The following is a 16,392-nucleotide window of genomic DNA, read 5'->3' as shown; positions in this document are numbered from 1 at the left end:
ACGCCAGCATCAAGCAGCCGGCCGCAACACGTTCAAGACTTCGTAGCACGCACCCATGGTGTGATAATCGGTCTTACCCGCCGGGCTTTTCTCATCGCTGTACTTGCGGTTGTCCGCATCCAGGATGCGATACCACGCGCCATATTGATGGTCGATCATGTGCGCCCACGAATAGGCCCACAGCGTGTCATACCACTGCCAGTAGCGATCGTCGCCGCTGCGCTGGGCCAGCAATGCGGCAGCGGCCAGCGACTCGGCCTGCACCCAGAAATACTTATCGTCGTCGCAAACATTCCCGTCGGGATCGAAGCCGTAATACAGCCCGCCGCGCTGCGTGTCCCATGAGCGCTCCACCGCCACATCGAACAGGTGCTGCGCGGTGGGCAGCAACCAGTCGGCCGGTGCATAGCGATCCAGCAGCATCAGCAGCTTGGCCCATTCGGTCTGATGGCCCGGCTGAAAGCCCCAAGGGCGGAACAGGTGCTTGGGATTGTCGCGGTTGTAATCCCAGTCGATATTCCACCGCAGGTCGTAATGCTCCCACACCAGCCCATCGGCTTTGGCAGCCTGGCGTTGGGTCATGTTCTCCGCAAGCACCAGTGCGCGATCGAGATAACGCTGCTCACCGCTTGCCTCGTACGCGGCGATCATCGCCTCGCACATATGCATGTTGGCGTTCTGACCGCGGTAGCTGGTGAAGTTGAACTGCGCGTCGGCTTCGTCGCGATACAAGCCGAAGCCTGCTTCCCAGAAGTGTTTTTCCAGCAGTTGCCAGGTTTCGTCCATCCACGCACGCGCCTCATCGACGCCGGCTTTCAAGCCGCAGGAATACGCCAGCAACACAAAGGCAACGCCGTAGCAGTGATTCATGTCGTCTTCGACCACGCCATCGCGCAGCGTCCACGCATAACCGCCCGTTTGCGGGTTGCGATGCACGTTGCGCAGATAGTCCAGCCCGTGACGTACCGCCTGCAGGTACGCAGCGTCGCCGAACTCGCGGTACGCCATCGCGTAATTGAAGACGAAGCGCGTACTGCTGACCAGGTGGCGATGCCCGGCATCGTAGATCGAACCGTCATCGCGGAAATACTGGAAAAACCCACCGGCCGGATCAATCGCGCGCGGATGATAGAACGCCATGGTGTCGGCGATGTGCTGGCGCAAGACGTCGGCCGAACGGAAATCGGGTGCGGGTGTTGCAGGCAAACGGCTCATGATTGTTCCTGGATCAAGGAATGGACTTCATCGATGCTCGGCATTGCCGCGAACGCGCCCTTGCGCGTCACCGCCAGCGCGCCGACTGCGGCAGCAAACCGGATCACCTCATTGATTACCGCGGGATCACCGCACAGCTGCTCCAGCGATGCAGCACGCGTTGCCAGCTGATACAGCAGCCCGCCGACGAACGCATCGCCAGCGGCGGTGCTATCGCGCACCTGCACCTGGAATGCCGGCACCTGGCCCGAATCGGTGCGTGTCTGCCAATGCACCGGCCCGCCGCCATCGGTGACCAGCAACCAACTGGCCCTGCCCTGCCACAGCTTTTGCGTAACCGCACTGGCGTCGCTATCGAGCGTTCCCGCCAGATACTCAAGTTCCTCGCGCGAAAGCTTGACCACATCGGCCAACGCCAGCGCCTCCCATAGCAACGGCGCCGGGTCGACATCTTGCGGCCACAGCATCGGGCGCAGATTCAGATCAAGGCTGACGATGGCGCCATCGGCGCGCGCACGGCGCATGCCGTCCAGCGTGCACTGGGCAATCTCCGGCTCGGTCATGCTGTTGGAGCACACATGCAAGACCGCTGCCTGCGTAAACCCGTCCGCAGCGAAGTGCTCGGGACAGAACAACAGGTCCGCTGCCGGTGGACGGTAGAAACTGAAACTGCGCTCGCCCGCTTCGTCCAACGCAACGAACGCCAACGCAGTCTTGGCCTGATCGGTGCGCACGATGCCGTCGGTTGCCACGCCGGATTGCTGCAGGCTTTGCAGCAGGAAATCGCCGAACATGTCGCGCCCGAGCATGCCGACAAAATGCGCAGCGCCCCCCAGGCGCGCCACCGCGACGGCGACATTGGCCGGCGCACCGCCGGCATATTGCGCAAAGGTGCGCGCCTGGTCCGGGCGGGCCTGCGGCAACGCCAGCATGTCGATCAGCGCTTCGCCGAAACACACCACCTGATGCTTGCTCGCACTCATGCGCGTGCCTCCGCCAGTGCGCCGCGCAACCGCGAGCCCCAGATACCGTAGAACACGATGTACAGGTAGCACAGCAACGGCAGCACGAACGACTCATGCAGGCCGATGCTGTCGGCGAGCAGCCCTTGCAGATACGGCACGATTGCGCCGCCGACAATGGCCATGATCAGCAGGCTCGACGCGCGCCCGGTCAGCGGACCAAGCCGCTCGATGCCCAGGGTGAAGATGGTCGGGAACATGATCGAATTGAACAGGCCGATCGCCACCAGCGCGTACACCGCCAGCATGCCGCCGCTGGCCATTGTCAGGCCCAGCAACACCGCGTTGATTGCAGCGAACACCGACAACAACACGCGCGGCGACAGCTTGGCCAGCAGCGCCGAGCCGATGAAACGGCCGATCATCGCCAGCGTCCAGTAGGCCGACACGTACTTGGTTGCCTCGCGCTCGGTGAACCCACCAATCTGCGGCAGCGAGAAGTAATTGACCATCAGGCTGCCGATCGCCACTTCTGCGCCGACGTAGAAAAAGATCGCCAACACACCGAAGCGCACATGCGGGTGTTGCAAGGCATCGAGCAGGGAATGCTTGCTGTCGTCTTTCTGTGCGCTGGCGTCGGTCAGTGCCGGCAGACGGAACAGAAACACGAAGATCGCCAACAGGAACAGCACGATGCCCAGCCCGATGTACGGGCCTTGCACGGCCTGCGCTTCCTGCACGCGATAAGCCAATTGCTCGGCTTCCGGCAAGGCCTTCAGTTGGTCGCCGCTCATGACCGTGTTGGACAGGATCAACCAGCCGCCCAACAGTGGCGCGATTGCAGTGCCGAGCGAATTCAGTGCCTGGGCCAGGGTCAAGCGACTGGAGGCGCTGCGCTCGGGCCCCAGCAAGGCGACGTAGGGATTGGCGGCCACCTGCAAGATGGTGATGCCAGTGGCCAGTACGAACAACGCGCCGAGAAATGCGCTGTACACGCGCAATTCCGCCACTGGCCAGAAGCCCAGCGCGCCGACCGCCGCCACCGCCAAGCCGGCCACGATACCCTGCTTATAGCCCAACCGGTTCACCAGCCAACCGGCCGGCAGCGACATCAGGAAATAGGCACCGAAGAAGGTGAACTGCACCAGCATCGCCTGCGCGAAGTTGAGCTCGAACACCGCCTTCAGATGCGGAATCAGGATGTCGTTGAGGCAGGTCAGAAAGCCCCACATGAAAAAGATCGTGGTGACCACCGACAACGCGACGCCGTTGTTGACTGGCGCCTTGTTGCCGCTGGGCACGGAGGATTGCGTGGAAAGGGAAACCATAGGGATTGCCTGGTCAGCGGCCTGAGGCCTTGGTGGGGGAATGGGCGGATGGACCGCTTGGGGGAGGTGGTGACATTCGCGTTGTGGGTCCGCAGGCGCTGCTCGCACGAATATTCAGTGCGACTGCGGCGGTCAGCTGTTGTGCGGCAAGCTCGGGGCTACCGATCCGTTGCAGCACCAATTGCGCAGCCTGCCTGCCACGCGCACGCGGGTCTGCAGCCAGGGTGGTCAATGCAGGCGTGAACAGCGCCGCTTCGGCGATGTCGTCGAAGCCGGTCACCGCGAAGTCGCGGCCGGGCACGATACCGTGCTTGGCCAGTGCCGCCATCAAGCCGAGCGCAACGCTGTCGTTGTAGCAGACCGCCGCAGTCGCTGCCTGCGCCGTACTGCCTAGCAAGCGCGCCCCGCAGACTGCGGCGTCCTGGCGATTTGGAGCCGACTCGACGTAATGCGTTTCCAGGTCCGCCTCCTGCATCGCACGCGCGTAGCCGGCGCGGCGCTGGCGGCAGGAACTGGATGCGGCATGCCCACCGAAAAACACGATACGCCGATGACCTTGCGCGATCAGATGCGAGCAGGCCACGAACGCGCCTTGTGCGTTGTCGAGCGCCAGCAGATCCCATTGCGCGCCTTCCACCTCGCGATTGAACAGCACCACGTTGCGCTGGCGGCCGAGCACCTGGCTCAGCGCCTGCGCCTGGCTGCCTTCGGCCGGCGACAGGATGATGCCGGCCGGCGTGTGCTCCATCAGCGAAGTCAGCACTGCTTGTTGACGCTGCGTCGATTCGCCGGTGCTACCGAGCAAGGTGACATAGCCGGCTGCGCCCAGTGCTTCGTCGACGCCGGCGGCGAACTCGGCAAAAAACGGGTTGGACAAATCGTTGATCACCAGCGCGACGCTGGACGAGGTGCGCTGGCGTAAATTCGCCGCGGCGCGGTTGTAGATGTAATTCTGCCGATCCAGCTCGGCCTCCACGCGCGCGCGCGTGCTCGCATGCACGAGCGGGCTACCGCGCAACACCAGCGACACCGTTGCGCGCGAGACACCGATGGCGCCGGCGATATCGCGTAACGTCACCGCCCCGCGCCCCGCGCCCGGCGTAACGTCGTCCGCCGTCATCTCGGATGTCGGCTTGGCTGGCGTCACGTGGAAAGCCTTGCGATGGAAGAAAGACGCATGCAGTGGCATCTAATTGGATCGATCCAATTAGGCCTTTTCCGCGCAGCCAATGCATGCGGCAGTGCAACATAGCTCAGCTGGCACCAGGCTGAGAGGCCCAAGGCACCGCGCCGATTGGCCAGTGACCCAGCAGCGGCGGTTCGCGCCACTCACTCAAACGCGATCGACAGTCCGATGCCGCCCTGCCAGTCCGGGCTTTCCGAGGTCAGTCCGCGCAACACCGACACATCCAGCTGCATCGCATGCGGCAGCTGCCAGGCGCCACCCGCGCCAGCCACGCGCGCATGCTCGCTGCCGGTGTCCAAGCCCGCTTCCACATAGCTGCTGAAATCGTCGCCGGAGAAAAACGTGTAATTGGGAGAGAACGTCCAGGTGTGCCCGTCGTCGTCGCGCGCGTAATTGACGTATAACGCGATGGCGCGCTGCTGCGCCAGATCCCAGGATGCAGTCACACCGAGTTCGCGCGAGTAGCCGTCGCTGAAGGCCGGGCTGCCGGTCGGAATGCTGTAAGTGCCCAACGCAGCCCAATGAAAGCTCTCCGAACGCGATGGCAAGGCCACCTTCAACCCGACACTGCTGTCGCCACCGCCACGCACCCGCGCGCCACCGCCATGCTGCCAGTTGTAACTGTCACTCCCGAGTTGCAGCTCGACATTCCGGAACAACCCCAGACGCAGCAGCGTGTCGGCAGTGTATTGGGTCGTGCGCTGCCCGCCGCTGCGATCGGTACTCGCGTCCGGCAAGCCCTGTTCCCACGCAAACGCACCTGGCTGCAACGCCTCCGCAGCGAACGGAATGCCCGGCCGGTCGAACGCTGGCGCATCGTCTGCCTGCGCGGCGGTATGGCCGCTAGCGACGCACAGCGCGAGCACCACCGCAGCTGACGAGGTTCGGCGCAGCGCCCGCACCGGCACGCGAATAGGCGCACGAGAGACGACGGCCGCCACGGCGTTGGATTTCAAGGATTTCGACGACAGGGACATATGCAGCACCATTGGCAGGACAGAGCAACCGCGCAGGGACGAGACCACGGCGAAAGGCGCCGGCCTGCATCGATACGTAACGGCGCGCATGGTGCCGCGCCGCCTGTGACCGGCTTGTATAGCGGCGCTCAGTTCGTTGTCTGCCGGGTTAGCGGTCAGGGTGAGCCCCGCTGGCGGTGCAGCACCATGATCAGACAACCAGCATGCGTTCTACGCCCGACAATCCCATGGCCGCCCTCTGGCTTACGCGGAGACTGCGCGCTGCTGCCTGCGGATAAATGCCTAAAAAGGGCACCCGCAGGCGCCCCTATACAACACACAACACGCAGCGCGCGTCTTACCAGACCAGATCGTCGGGCACCTGATATTTCGGATCAGCGTACGGGTCCTCGCCCGCTGGTGCGTTCGGGTCCACTTTCAATGCCACCGATGGGGCGAACACCGCTTCGGCTTCGGCGAGTAGCTCGGCAGTCACCAGCAGATAGCGTCCGTTGAGTTGCAGCACGCCCAGCTCGCCGGCGTTGAGCGCCTTGAGCTGATCGGCGTTGACGTAAATGCGCTTGATCTTGCCGCCATACGGAAAGTGCCGGGCGATATCCGCAGCGGCATCATTCAAGCCCTTGTCCTTCACCAGCGCTTCGAGCCTGGCCTTGGCTTCGCGACGCAGGCGTGCTTCTTCCTGCTTCACTCGCTCGGCTTCGATGCGCTCGTCCTTCTCGCGCTGCGCACGGATCGCATAGGCCTTGGCCAGATCGATATCTTCGCGCGTGCGCGCCGGCCTGGGGCCACGGCGGTCTGCAGCGGGATGCTGCGGACGCGGCGCTGCACCGGGCTTGCCGTCATGACGACGCTCGGGCCTGCCAGCGGTTCTGCGCTCGCCATGGCCATCGGTCGCCGCAGCGGCATGCGGACGCTGCGGCCCCCTGCCCTCGCCCGGCCGATTGCCCCCGGGTGCTGGCTTGCCACCATTGCCATGTGCACGCGCTGCGGGCCGTGCATCGGGTTTGCGTTCGGGCTTGGGCGCGGACTTGAAGCCCAACCCAAGCAATTGGTCACGTAAGGTATCGCTCATGGCGGTGGCAATCTGCAATCAGTAGTGCGGAGGCGGCGGTTCGTCCGCTGCATCGGCAAACAATGTGGAGCGCACCTTGCCCAGATCCTCGAGCAGGTGGCGGATCAATTCGGCATTGCGTGCGCCCGTCAAACGGGCGTCCGCAAGTGCTTCACTCAGTTCGTTGAGCGCCTGCTCCTGGAAGGAGAGGCGCGTTTCCAATTCGATCAACCGCGCTTCCAGCGCGCGGTCTTGCAGCGGGAGTTGCTCATGCATACAGCGAACGGCCTCGTCCAATGGCGTAGTACGCCAGACCTGCGGCTTCGATCTCTTGCGGATCGTAAAGGTTGCGGCCGTCGAAGACGACATCGTCCTTCAAGGCCTGCTTGATCTTGCCGAAGTCCGGGCTTCGGAACTGCTTCCACTCGGTGACCACGACCAGTGCGTCGGCACCTTCCAGTGCAGAAAAGGCATCGTCGCAGAAGGTCAGATCGTCGCGCTCGCCGAAGATGCGCCTGGCTTCGCGAGTGGCTTCAGGGTCGTAGGCGCGCACGGTGGCACCGGCTTCCCACAACTGTTCCATCAAGCGACGGCTGGACGCAGCGCGCATGTCGTCGGTATTGGGCTTGAACGCCAGACCCCACACCGCGAAGGTCTTGCCGGCCACACTGCCGGTGCCCTCGGTACCGTAATGCCGCTGCACCAGTTCGAACAGATGGCCCTTCTGCGCGTGATTGACGCTTTCCACTGCGTTGAGCAGGGTCGGCTGCATGCCGTACTGCTCGGCCGTCTTGGCCAATGCCTGCACGTCCTTCGGGAAGCACGAGCCGCCGTAACCGGCGCCGGGATAGATGAAGTGCCAGCCAATACGCGGATCAGAGCCGATGCCGTTACGCACATGTTCGACGTCGGCACCGACACGCTCGGCAATATTGGCGATCTCGTTCATGAAACTGATCTTGGTCGCCAGCATCGCGTTGGCCGCGTACTTGGTCAGTTCGGCCGAACGCACGTCCATTTCGACGATGCGATCGCGGTTGCGATTGAACGGTGCGTACAGGCGACGCATGCGCGCAATGGCCGCCGGCTTCTTGGCGCCGATCACGATGCGGTCCGGGCGCATGCAGTCGGCCACCGCGCCGCCTTCCTTGAGGAATTCGGGATTGGAGACGACATCGACGTCGTGCGCCACTCCGCGCGCGGCCAGTTCTTCCTGGATCGCCGCGCGCACGCGATCGGCCGTGCCGACCGGCACCGTTGACTTGTTGACCACGATCGCCGGGCCGTCGATATGCCGGCCCACCGTGCGCGCAACTGCCAGCACGTATTGCAGGTCGGCACTCCCGTCCTGGTCGGCCGGCGTGCCTACGGCAATGAAGGTGATCTCGCCATGCGCGATCGCGGCAGCCGCATCGCTGGTGAAGCGCAACCTGCCGGCGGCATGGTTGGCCTTCACCATCGGCTCCAGGCCGGGCTCGTAGATTGGAATCAGCCCGCGATTGAGGGCATCAAGCTTGGCTTGATCGATGTCCACGCAGACGACCTGGTGCCCCACTTCCGCCAGGCAGGCACCGGTCACAAGACCCACGTAGCCGGTGCCGAAGATCGCAACGCGCATGGAATGAACTGCCTGCTGCGGAAGATCAGGGAAGGATACCCATCAGTTCGACATCGAACGTCAACGTTGCGTCAGGTCCGATCGGCCCTCCTTGCGTGCCGTTCGGGCCATAGGCCAAGTTGGATGGAATCCAGAAACGGTATTTCGAACCGACCGGCATCAACGCGACGCCCTCGGTCCAACCGGGAATGACTTGATCCAGACCGAACTCCGCCGGCTGGCCGCGCTGGTAGGAACTGTCGAAGACCTGTCCGTTGAGCAGCTTGCCTTCGTAGTTCACACGCACCTTGCTGGTCCGCATCGGGCGCTCGCCGCTCCCCTGGCGCAACACCATGTACTGCAGGCCGGACGCGGTGGTGATCACGCCCTTCTCGGTCTTGTTCTTGGCAAGGAATTCATTGCCCTGCTGACGATTATTAGCAGCGGCGGCGCCCTGCTTGGCAGAGGCGAATGCCTGCATGGTGGCTGCGGCCTCCTGCTGGGTCAGACGCGTGGTGCCCTTGGCGAACACGGTACGCACCGCTTCGATCAGGATCGACAGATCGATCTCATCCTTGATGCCGGCCAGCGACGGACCAACCGCACGATCGCCAAGCATCAGGCCGACATTTTCCTTGGACGGCGCAGCCGGCACGGCGCCCGGCGCCATGCCTGGCACCTGCTGGCCGTTGCGGGCAGCGAGCGCGGTACGCAACGCAGTATCGGTGGCCTGGGTCTGCTCATCCGACAACAGCGGCTTGCCGCCCTTGAACGCATTTTCGATGGCGCGTTGCATCGCGTTCACATCGATGTCCTGAGCAATCGGCTCGAACGAACGTGCCACGTCCATACCGATGGCGTAGCTGACGTTATCGCGCGTGCTCTTATCAGACGATGCATTCAAAGCTGGCTTCTCCTTGGTGGCCGCTGCGGCAGGTTGCTGCGACATCGCCGGCATCGACGCCGCCATTGCCACCATCAGTAACGACGCCGCCGCGCCGCGCTTTCCCATCTTCATTCGATGCACTTCCCAAAAGTGAAAAGACACGCCACCGATGGCGCTGAATGCGCATTGTCGCACGCGCGCGCGGCGATGCGAGCGCTGCGCTCAGCGCGCCGGCGCCTTGAGCTCGCGTTCGATTGCTGCCAGCACGCTCGGATCGTCCGGTTTGATCTTGCTGGGGAACTGCGCAACCACCCGGCCATCGCGACCGATCAGATACTTGTGGAAGTTCCAGCCCGGCGCCACGCCAGTGGCCTGGGTCAGGCGCTGATACAGCGGCGTTGCCTGCGCACCCAGCACATGGACCTTTTCGAACATCGGGAACTTCACGCCATAGGTCAGCGTGCAGAATTCCTGGATCTGCTTCTCAGATCCCGGTTCCTGTCCCTGGAAATCGTTGGACGGAAAGCCCAGCACGGTGAAGCCGCGGCTGCCGAAGCGCTGGTTGAGCGCTTCCAGACCTTCGTACTGTGGGGTGAAGCCGCACTTGCTGGCGGTGTTGACCACCATGACAACCTTGCCGCCGTAGGTACGGTTCAGGTTGATCGGCGTCTTGCCGGCCAGCGGCCGGTACTCCACATCCAGTACCGGGGTGCCGGCAGCGAACGCGGACGTTGCAAAGAAGCCAGTCAATACAAGAGCTAGCAGACGATTGAGCAACATGAGCAATGCCCTTCGAGAGTTGAGGCGGCGCACCGATAAAGGGGTGCCATCAGTTGGGGATGACAAACAGTTGACTACCTGCGTGTCGGTGTTATAGTTGAATACAACACCAGTCATCCAACGCAGGGGAAAGCATGAACAGCACACGCTTCACGCGACCAGTTCCGCTGTTGCTGTTCGGCAGCACCCTGTTTGCCATTGGTTGCCTGGGAGCCGCTTCCAGTCAGGTGACGGAGTCCGGCGCCGATTATGGCGTGTCGGAGGCGGTTACGGAAAACGCGACAACTCCCCCCGAAGCGCGTTCCCGGCCTGGCCGGCATGTGCGCGCTTCGCTGTCGATGCCCTATTTCTCCTTCGCGCAGGCCCTGCGCCCACGGAGCTGATCATGAACGATATTCAGTGGAGCGACGGCGCTCCCATCTACCGCCAACTCAAGGAACGGGTGATTGCCATGATGCTCGATGGAATTCTTAAGCCCGGCGACGCCCTGCCCTCGGTGCGCCAGGTGGCGGCCGATTACCAACTCAACCCCATCACCGTCTCGCGTGCGTATCAGGAACTGGCCGACGAGAACCTGGTGGAGAAACGCCGCGGCCTGGGCATGTTCATGACCCCGGAAGCCGCACAGAAGCTGCGAGGCAGCGAACGCGAGCGTTTCTTGAATGAAGAATGGCCCGCCGTGCTGGAAAGGATCCAGCGCCTGGGACTGTCCATCGACGATCTGTTGCCACAGGGAAAAACACCATGACCGCCGTCTCCTCCGACCATGTGGTCGATGCACGTGGCCTGCGCAAGGCCTACAAGCATCGGCTCGCGCTGGACAACACCAGCTTCACCATCGCCGCTGGCCGCATTATTGGACTGATCGGCCCCAACGGCGCCGGCAAGACCACTGCGCTCAAGGCGGTGCTGGGCCTGACCGATTTCGCCGGCGAGTTGCAGGTGTTGGGCATGGATCCGCGCACGCAGCGCAACGCGCTGATGAACGAGGTCTGCTTCATTGCCGATGTGGCGGTGCTGCCACGCTGGCTGCGGGTCGGCGAAGCGATCGATTTCGTCGCCGGCGTGCATCCGCGTTTCGATCGCGCCAAGTGCGAGCGCTTCCTGGCCAATACCCAGCTCAACCGCAAATCGCGGGTGCGCGAGTTGTCCAAGGGCATGATCGTGCAGCTGCATCCGGCGCTGGTGATGGCCATCGACGCACGCATCCTGGTGCTGGACGAACCGACCCTGGGCCTGGACATCCTCTACCGCAAGCAGTTCTACCAGCGCCTGCTGGAGGATTACTTCGACGAGCAGAAGACCATCATCGTCACCACCCACCAGGTCGAGGAGATCGAACACATCCTCACCGATGTGATGTTCATCCGCGACGGCCGCATCGTGCTCACCGCCGATATGGAAAGCGTCTCCGAGCGCTACACCGAAGTCCTGGTCGGTGCCGACCAGCTGGATGCAGCGCGCGCCCTGAAACCGATCGACGAGCGCGGCCTGCCGTTCGGCAAGACCGTGATGTTGTTCGATGGCGCGCCGAAAGAGCAGCTCGCCCGTTTTGGCGAAACCCGCAATCCCGGCCTAGCCGACCTGTTCGTTGCGGTCATGAAGGGGACCTACGCATGAATGCATTGACCAACCAAGCGTCACCCGCACGCACCTTCGCCTGGCTGCTCAAACGCGAATATTGGGAGCACCGTGGCGGCTTCGTGTGGGCGCAGTTCATCACCGGCGGCATTGCGGTGTTCTTCGCGCTGCTGGGCGCGGTGATCGGTGCGATCAGTGCGCGCCGCAACATGGTCGGCGACAGCATCGCCATGGACGACCTGGCCGAATACACCCGCACGCTGGGCCAGGTCGGCGACGGCCTGCTGCTGGGCGGCATCGGCATCGCCTCGGTGGTCCTGGCGTTTGTGGTGTTTTTCTATGCGCTCGGCAGCCTGTACGACGACCGCCGCGACCGCAGCGTGCTGTTCTGGAAATCGTTGCCGGTGTCGGACGTGCAGACGGTGTTGTCCAAGGCCGCCTGGGCGTTGCTGCTGGCGCCGCTGATTTCCATCGCGATCGGTGCGGCGGTCGGCATGGCGCTGTGGTTGATCGCCATCGTTGGCGCCTTGATTGCAGGTGTGCCCAGCCCCTGGGCGCTGGCGACCCATTCGCACCCGTTTTCGCTGCTGTGGCTGTTGCTGAAGACCGTTCCGATGAGCCTGTTGTGGGCGCTGCCGACCGTGGGCTGGCTGATGTTCTGCTCGGCCTGGGCCAACAGCAAGCCGTTCCTGTGGGCGGTGCTGTTTCCGCTGCTGGCCTGCGTGATGCTAAGCATTCTCTCGGCGATGCCAGGCGTGTCGCTGCCGATCGGCTGGATCTGGTACATCGTCGGCTATCGCGGCCTGCTCAGCGCCCTGCCCGGCACCTGGTCGCCGCTTGCCGTCAGCGGCAATCTGGACAGCAGCATGATCCAGAACCCCAGCGATCTGGTGCAGTGGGCATTGCAGCACACCGATAGCACACGTGTGTATGGCAGCCCTGACATCTGGATCGGCGCAGCCATCGGCGTTGCGTTGATCGCCGCCTCCATCTATCTGCGCCGTCGGCGCTCCGAAGCCTGAGGGACATCCCATGCGCCTGACCCTGAGCCTGGCCATCCTGCTCGCATTGCCCGGTGTTGCAGCGGCAGAGGAGCAGTGCAAATTCTCCGAACCGCGCAGCCTGGACCTGCAGCTGACCGGCGTGAAGTCGGTCCTGTTCGAGGTCGCTTCCAACGACCTGCATCTGGACGCCTCGCCCAGCGGCGGCGGAAAACTGGGCGGGCGCGCCTGTGCTGCCAGGGCCGAGTTGCTCAAGAGCCTGACCGTGACCCAGAAGCGCGTCGGCGAAAAGCTGGTGGTGACCTTGAACGATGACCGCCGGTTTTCCTTCGGCAACAGCTACTCCTACCTGGATCTGCGCGGCAGCGTGCCCAACACGGTGCTGGTGCAATTCGACGTGGGATCCGGCGATGCGCAGATCAACGGGGCCGCCGCGGTGAGCGCCGATGTGGGTTCCGGCGACATGACGATTCATCGCACAAAGGGCCGCGTGACTGCCAAGGTGGGCTCCGGCGATGTCGAGCTGGAAGATCTGGGCGCTCTGCGCGTGCTGGCAGTGGGCTCGGGCGACCTCAAGGCGCGCGAGGTGCACGGCGCTGCAGAGGTGGCGAAAGTGCAGTCCGGCGAGGTCAAGCTGCACGGCGTCGCAGGCAACATCAGGATCGGCACGATCGGCTCGGGCGATGTCGATATCCGCGATGTGCAAGGCAATGTCAACGTGGAGTCGGTCGCTTCCGGCGCGTTGAATGTCCGCAAGGTGCGTGGCGATCTGAGCGTGGCGCACAAAGGCAGCGGCGATATCGATGTGAGCGAGGTCTCCGGCAGCACGCGGGTGCCGGCAGACAAATGACGACGACTTCTTTCAGGATGTGGGGGAATTGCTGATGAAACTGCTTGTTTCGGCATTAGTGACGAGCGTCTTGCTGGCGGGTTGCGGCAAGTCCGAACCGACCGTCAACGTCTCCGGCCAGGCCAATGGTGCCGGCGTGACCTTTACCGGCAAGAGCCTGACGCTCAAGCGCGATGGCTTGCCGGCCGCCACCATCAGCGTCGATGGCGCGCTCAGCATCGACGGCAAGCCGGTGGACTTGAACGAGGCGCAACGTCAGGCGATGCGGAGTTACTACACGCAGGTGCAAGGCGTGGCCAAGAAGGGCATCGACATTGGCACCCAGGGCGCGGCGTTCGGGGCACATGCGGCCGGCGAAGCGATCAAGGGCGTGCTCATCGGCAATTCCGATCAGATCGGCGACAAGATCGAGGCCGAGGCGGACACCTTCAAGAACAAGGCCCTGCAGATCTGCGACCAGCTGGCCACGCTGCGCACCGCGCAGGATGCAGCCGCGCACCTGGTGCCGGCGTTTGCGCCGTACTCGACCCTGACCCAGCACGACATCGACGATTGCCGCAAGTAGAGCGGCCGACAAACCGACTTCGCCCACCGACAAGCGGGCGTCGTCGGTGCGCGGCGCGGCATGTGCAGCTCGTGCACTGCGGCGCCTGTGCGCCCCACGCCTGGTTGACGACTATTCGCGGGGGAGGTGGCAGCGCTTCCATCAGCACCGCTCAGCAACTGCGTATCGCACCGACTGCACAGCTGTTCGCATGGCGCGCGCCGCTGCTGATTGGCCGGCCGGAAAGCGCTCCCAGCCGACGATGCGTGCACGGCGGCCAAACAGAACGATGCCCTGCGACATTTTGGCAGGCACAGGACCGCCGCGTTGCCGATCCGCAGACCGGAGCGGGATTACACTAATGCGCTCCCCTCACTCCATCGACCCCATGAACAAGTTCGTGATGCTCTGCATGGCGCTTCTGCTGTGCACGCTTGCTGCCTGTGGCGACCAATCGTCTCGCCGCGCCGAACGCGGCAAGCCGCGCGTTGCGGTCACCACGCAGTCGGTGATGATCCGCCGCCCGCCGGCTGCCAATGCCGAAATCACCCCCGATGGCACGCTCAAGATCGACGACATCGCGCTACCGCAGAAAGAGCCGACACGCGCCAAGCTGCAGCTGCTGTTCGGCCACCTGCAGATGTTGCGTCAGCAGGCGGTCAACGAGGCCGGCCCGGATCCGGAATACAAGTCGATCAAGCTGACCGCCACGCCGCAGATCCAGACGCTCAGTGGTGAACTGCTGGATGAAATTCCGTCGCTGCAGCCGTATCGGGAGAGCTTCGGCAATGTGCAGGCCGAGCGGCATTGACGCTTAGCCGCCTTGGACAAGCGACGACAAAGCAGCAAGACCGGCAGCAGCGCGCCTGCGCGCGACAGGGCGTTATCGATAATGCACCAGCGCGCTCCTGCATATGCACTGCAATGATCAGCCCCCGCTACCGCCGCCGGCATGGATACCGCCACGCGTCAATGCCGTCGGGTCGAGCAATCGCCGCAGTTCCGTTTCGCCGAGCCCGCTGTCTTCCTTGGCCACATCCAGTACCGGCCGCTGCTCCTTGTAGGCACGCTTGGCGATCGCCGCGGCCTTTTCGTAACCGATGATCGGGTTCAGTGCCGTCACCAAGATGGGGTTGCGGTCCAGCGCCTCGCGGACGCGCTCCTGACGCACCTTCAGACCGGCAATGGCGGTGTCGGCCAACAGACGCGAAACGTTGCCCAGCAAGGTGATCGAATCCAGCAGGTTGTAGGCGATCAGCGGCAACGTCACGTTCAACTGGAAGTTGCCGGTTTGCCCGGCGATGGTGATGGCAGTGTGGTGGCCGATCACCTGCGCGCACGCCATCACGGTGGCTTCGGGGATCACCGGATTGACCTTGCCTGGCATGATCGAGCTGCCAGGCTGCAGCGCCGGCAGTTCGATTTCACCCAGGCCCGCCAACGGGCCGGCATTCATCCAGCGCAAGTCGTTTGCGATCTTGATCAGTGCCACCGCCAGCGCATTGAGTTGGCCAGACAACTCCACCGCATCGTCCTGCGCGGCGAGTCCTTCGAACTTGTTTTCCGCGCTCTCGAACCTGGCTCCGCTCAGGGTGGACAAGGCCTTGGCGACCTTGCCACCGAAGCGCGGGTCGGCATTGATGCCGGTCCCGATCGCCGTGCCGCCCAGCGGCAAGCGTCGCAAGCGTTTGAGCGCGTCGTCGATACGCTCCTGCGCCGAACTCAGCTGCGCCGACCACGCGCCGAACTCCTGACCAAAGGTGAGCGGCATCGCATCCATCAAATGCGTGCGACCGGTCTTGACGATCTTGTCCAGCGATTTGGCGCGCTTGTCGATGGTCTTGCGCAGATGCTTGAGCGCCGGTTGCAGATGTTCCTGCACAGCCAGCAATGCCGACACGCGAATGGCGGTGGGCACCACATCGTTGGAACTCTGGCCCAGATTGACGTGGTCGTTGGGATGCACCGCATCCTTGCCGGCACGCGTGGCCAGGGTGGCAATCACCTCATTGGCATTCATGTTGGACGAAGTGCCCGAACCGGTCTGGTACACATCGATGGGAAACTGCGCATCGAAGCTACCCTCGGCCACTTGCAACGCAGCGGCCTGCACGGTCTTGCCGATCGACTTCGGCAGCAATCCAAGCTCGGCGTTGACGCCGGCTGCCGCGGCCTTGATCAAGCCCAGCGCGCGAATGAAACCACGCGGCATCGGCTGCCCGGACACCGGGAAATTCTGCACCGCGCGCTGGGTCTGCGCGCCCCACAACGCATCGGCGGGCACCTGCAGTTCGCCCATGCTGTCGTGTTCGGTCCTGAAACGTTCGCTCATCTGCACTCTCCGCACATTGCTGATTTGTGGTGATGGATGGCTGGCGGCGGGCGTACCCACGCTGGCGAGACTGTCTACGATACTCGCACGCCGCGTTGCGAC

General features: G+C 63.6%; 19 protein-coding genes. 7 read left to right on the top strand and 12 right to left on the bottom strand.

What is annotated here, in order from left to right:
- Positions 1 to 9: 9 nt before the first annotated feature.
- The 11 genes from J7360_RS06575 to J7360_RS06530 all read right to left on the bottom strand — a co-directional run bounded on the left by J7360_RS06575 (position 10) and on the right by J7360_RS06530 (position 9,982).
- On the bottom strand, positions 10 to 1,215 hold the full coding sequence (locus tag J7360_RS06575; protein WP_057660256.1) for an AGE family epimerase/isomerase: 1,206 nt from the start codon (positions 1,213 to 1,215) through the stop codon (positions 10 to 12).
- Positions 1,212 to 2,198, bottom strand: coding sequence for a carbohydrate kinase (locus tag J7360_RS06570; protein ID WP_209033495.1), 987 nt, complete (start codon positions 2,196 to 2,198; stop codon positions 1,212 to 1,214). Before J7360_RS06570 ends, J7360_RS06575 begins: the two co-directional genes overlap by 4 nt.
- A complete protein-coding gene (gene fucP / locus J7360_RS06565; RefSeq protein ID WP_209033493.1) occupies positions 2,195 to 3,505 on the bottom strand; it encodes an L-fucose:H+ symporter permease in 1,311 nt (436 codons plus the stop codon). Before fucP ends, J7360_RS06570 begins: the two co-directional genes overlap by 4 nt.
- Before the next feature lie 13 nt (positions 3,506 to 3,518).
- Positions 3,519 to 4,694, bottom strand: a complete 1,176-nt coding sequence (locus tag J7360_RS06560; RefSeq protein ID WP_209033491.1) for a LacI family DNA-binding transcriptional regulator — start codon at positions 4,692 to 4,694, stop codon at positions 3,519 to 3,521.
- A gap of 140 nt (positions 4,695 to 4,834) precedes the next feature.
- Positions 4,835 to 5,680: a transporter gene (locus tag J7360_RS06555; RefSeq protein WP_057660260.1), complete on the bottom strand. Its 846-nt coding sequence runs from the start codon at positions 5,678 to 5,680 to the stop codon at positions 4,835 to 4,837.
- A gap of 325 nt (positions 5,681 to 6,005) precedes the next feature.
- Complete coding sequence (locus J7360_RS06550) at positions 6,006 to 6,740, bottom strand: DUF2058 family protein (protein ID WP_337411367.1); 735 nt, start codon at positions 6,738 to 6,740, stop codon at positions 6,006 to 6,008.
- Positions 6,741 to 6,758: 18 nt separating this feature from the next.
- Entirely contained in the window at positions 6,759 to 6,995 is a 237-nt protein-coding gene (locus J7360_RS06545; RefSeq protein WP_003483700.1) for a SlyX family protein, read from the bottom strand.
- Complete coding sequence (locus J7360_RS06540) at positions 6,988 to 8,337, bottom strand: UDP-glucose/GDP-mannose dehydrogenase family protein (RefSeq protein WP_022559646.1); 1,350 nt, start codon at positions 8,335 to 8,337, stop codon at positions 6,988 to 6,990. Before J7360_RS06540 ends, J7360_RS06545 begins: the two co-directional genes overlap by 8 nt.
- 25 nt (positions 8,338 to 8,362) lie before the next feature.
- Positions 8,363 to 9,286, bottom strand: coding sequence for an FKBP-type peptidyl-prolyl cis-trans isomerase (locus tag J7360_RS06535; protein WP_244667778.1), 924 nt, complete (start codon positions 9,284 to 9,286; stop codon positions 8,363 to 8,365).
- On the bottom strand, positions 9,204 to 9,389 hold the full coding sequence (locus J7360_RS21335) for a hypothetical protein (protein WP_244667780.1): 186 nt from the start codon (positions 9,387 to 9,389) through the stop codon (positions 9,204 to 9,206). Before J7360_RS21335 ends, J7360_RS06535 begins: the two co-directional genes overlap by 83 nt.
- Positions 9,390 to 9,424: 35 nt before the next feature.
- Positions 9,425 to 9,982: a glutathione peroxidase gene (locus J7360_RS06530; RefSeq protein ID WP_057660266.1), complete on the bottom strand. Its 558-nt coding sequence runs from the start codon at positions 9,980 to 9,982 to the stop codon at positions 9,425 to 9,427.
- Between the two features lie 134 nt (positions 9,983 to 10,116).
- On the opposite strand from J7360_RS06530, the gene J7360_RS06525 reads away from it, so the two are divergent.
- The 7 genes from J7360_RS06525 (at position 10,117) to J7360_RS06495 (ending at position 14,769) form a co-directional block, all read left to right on the top strand.
- Positions 10,117 to 10,365, top strand: coding sequence for a hypothetical protein (locus J7360_RS06525; protein WP_015472303.1), 249 nt, complete (start codon positions 10,117 to 10,119; stop codon positions 10,363 to 10,365).
- 2 nt (positions 10,366 to 10,367) lie between these two features.
- On the top strand, positions 10,368 to 10,730 hold the full coding sequence (locus J7360_RS06520; RefSeq protein WP_003483692.1) for a GntR family transcriptional regulator: 363 nt from the start codon (positions 10,368 to 10,370) through the stop codon (positions 10,728 to 10,730).
- Positions 10,727 to 11,602, top strand: a complete 876-nt coding sequence (locus J7360_RS06515; protein WP_209033489.1) for an ABC transporter ATP-binding protein — start codon at positions 10,727 to 10,729, stop codon at positions 11,600 to 11,602. Before J7360_RS06520 ends, J7360_RS06515 begins: the two co-directional genes overlap by 4 nt.
- A complete protein-coding gene (locus tag J7360_RS06510; protein ID WP_057660270.1) occupies positions 11,599 to 12,585 on the top strand; it encodes a hypothetical protein in 987 nt (328 codons plus the stop codon). Before J7360_RS06515 ends, J7360_RS06510 begins: the two co-directional genes overlap by 4 nt.
- 10 nt (positions 12,586 to 12,595) lie before the next feature.
- Positions 12,596 to 13,414 (top strand): DUF4097 family beta strand repeat-containing protein, encoded by an 819-nt coding sequence (locus J7360_RS06505; protein ID WP_057660271.1) that lies wholly within the window; start codon positions 12,596 to 12,598, stop codon positions 13,412 to 13,414.
- A 34-nt stretch (positions 13,415 to 13,448) separates the two neighbouring features.
- Positions 13,449 to 13,979: a DUF2884 family protein gene (locus tag J7360_RS06500; protein WP_057660273.1), complete on the top strand. Its 531-nt coding sequence runs from the start codon at positions 13,449 to 13,451 to the stop codon at positions 13,977 to 13,979.
- 367 nt (positions 13,980 to 14,346) lie between these two features.
- The gene (locus J7360_RS06495; protein ID WP_042805892.1) at positions 14,347 to 14,769 is read left to right on the top strand and encodes a hypothetical protein; all 423 of its coding nucleotides are present in this window, start codon (positions 14,347 to 14,349) and stop codon (positions 14,767 to 14,769) included.
- Positions 14,770 to 14,886: 117 nt separating this feature from the next.
- On the opposite strand, the gene J7360_RS06490 is transcribed toward J7360_RS06495, so the two are convergent.
- The gene (locus J7360_RS06490) at positions 14,887 to 16,290 is read right to left on the bottom strand and encodes a class II fumarate hydratase (protein WP_099801549.1); all 1,404 of its coding nucleotides are present in this window, start codon (positions 16,288 to 16,290) and stop codon (positions 14,887 to 14,889) included.
- Positions 16,291 to 16,392 lie beyond the last annotated feature (102 nt).

The sequence above is a fragment of the Xanthomonas sp. D-99 genome (genome assembly GCF_017746145.1).
In the GTDB taxonomy this organism is placed as follows: domain Bacteria; phylum Pseudomonadota; class Gammaproteobacteria; order Xanthomonadales; family Xanthomonadaceae; genus Xanthomonas; species Xanthomonas cissicola.
This window is presented reverse-complemented; position numbering and strand designations above follow the sequence as displayed.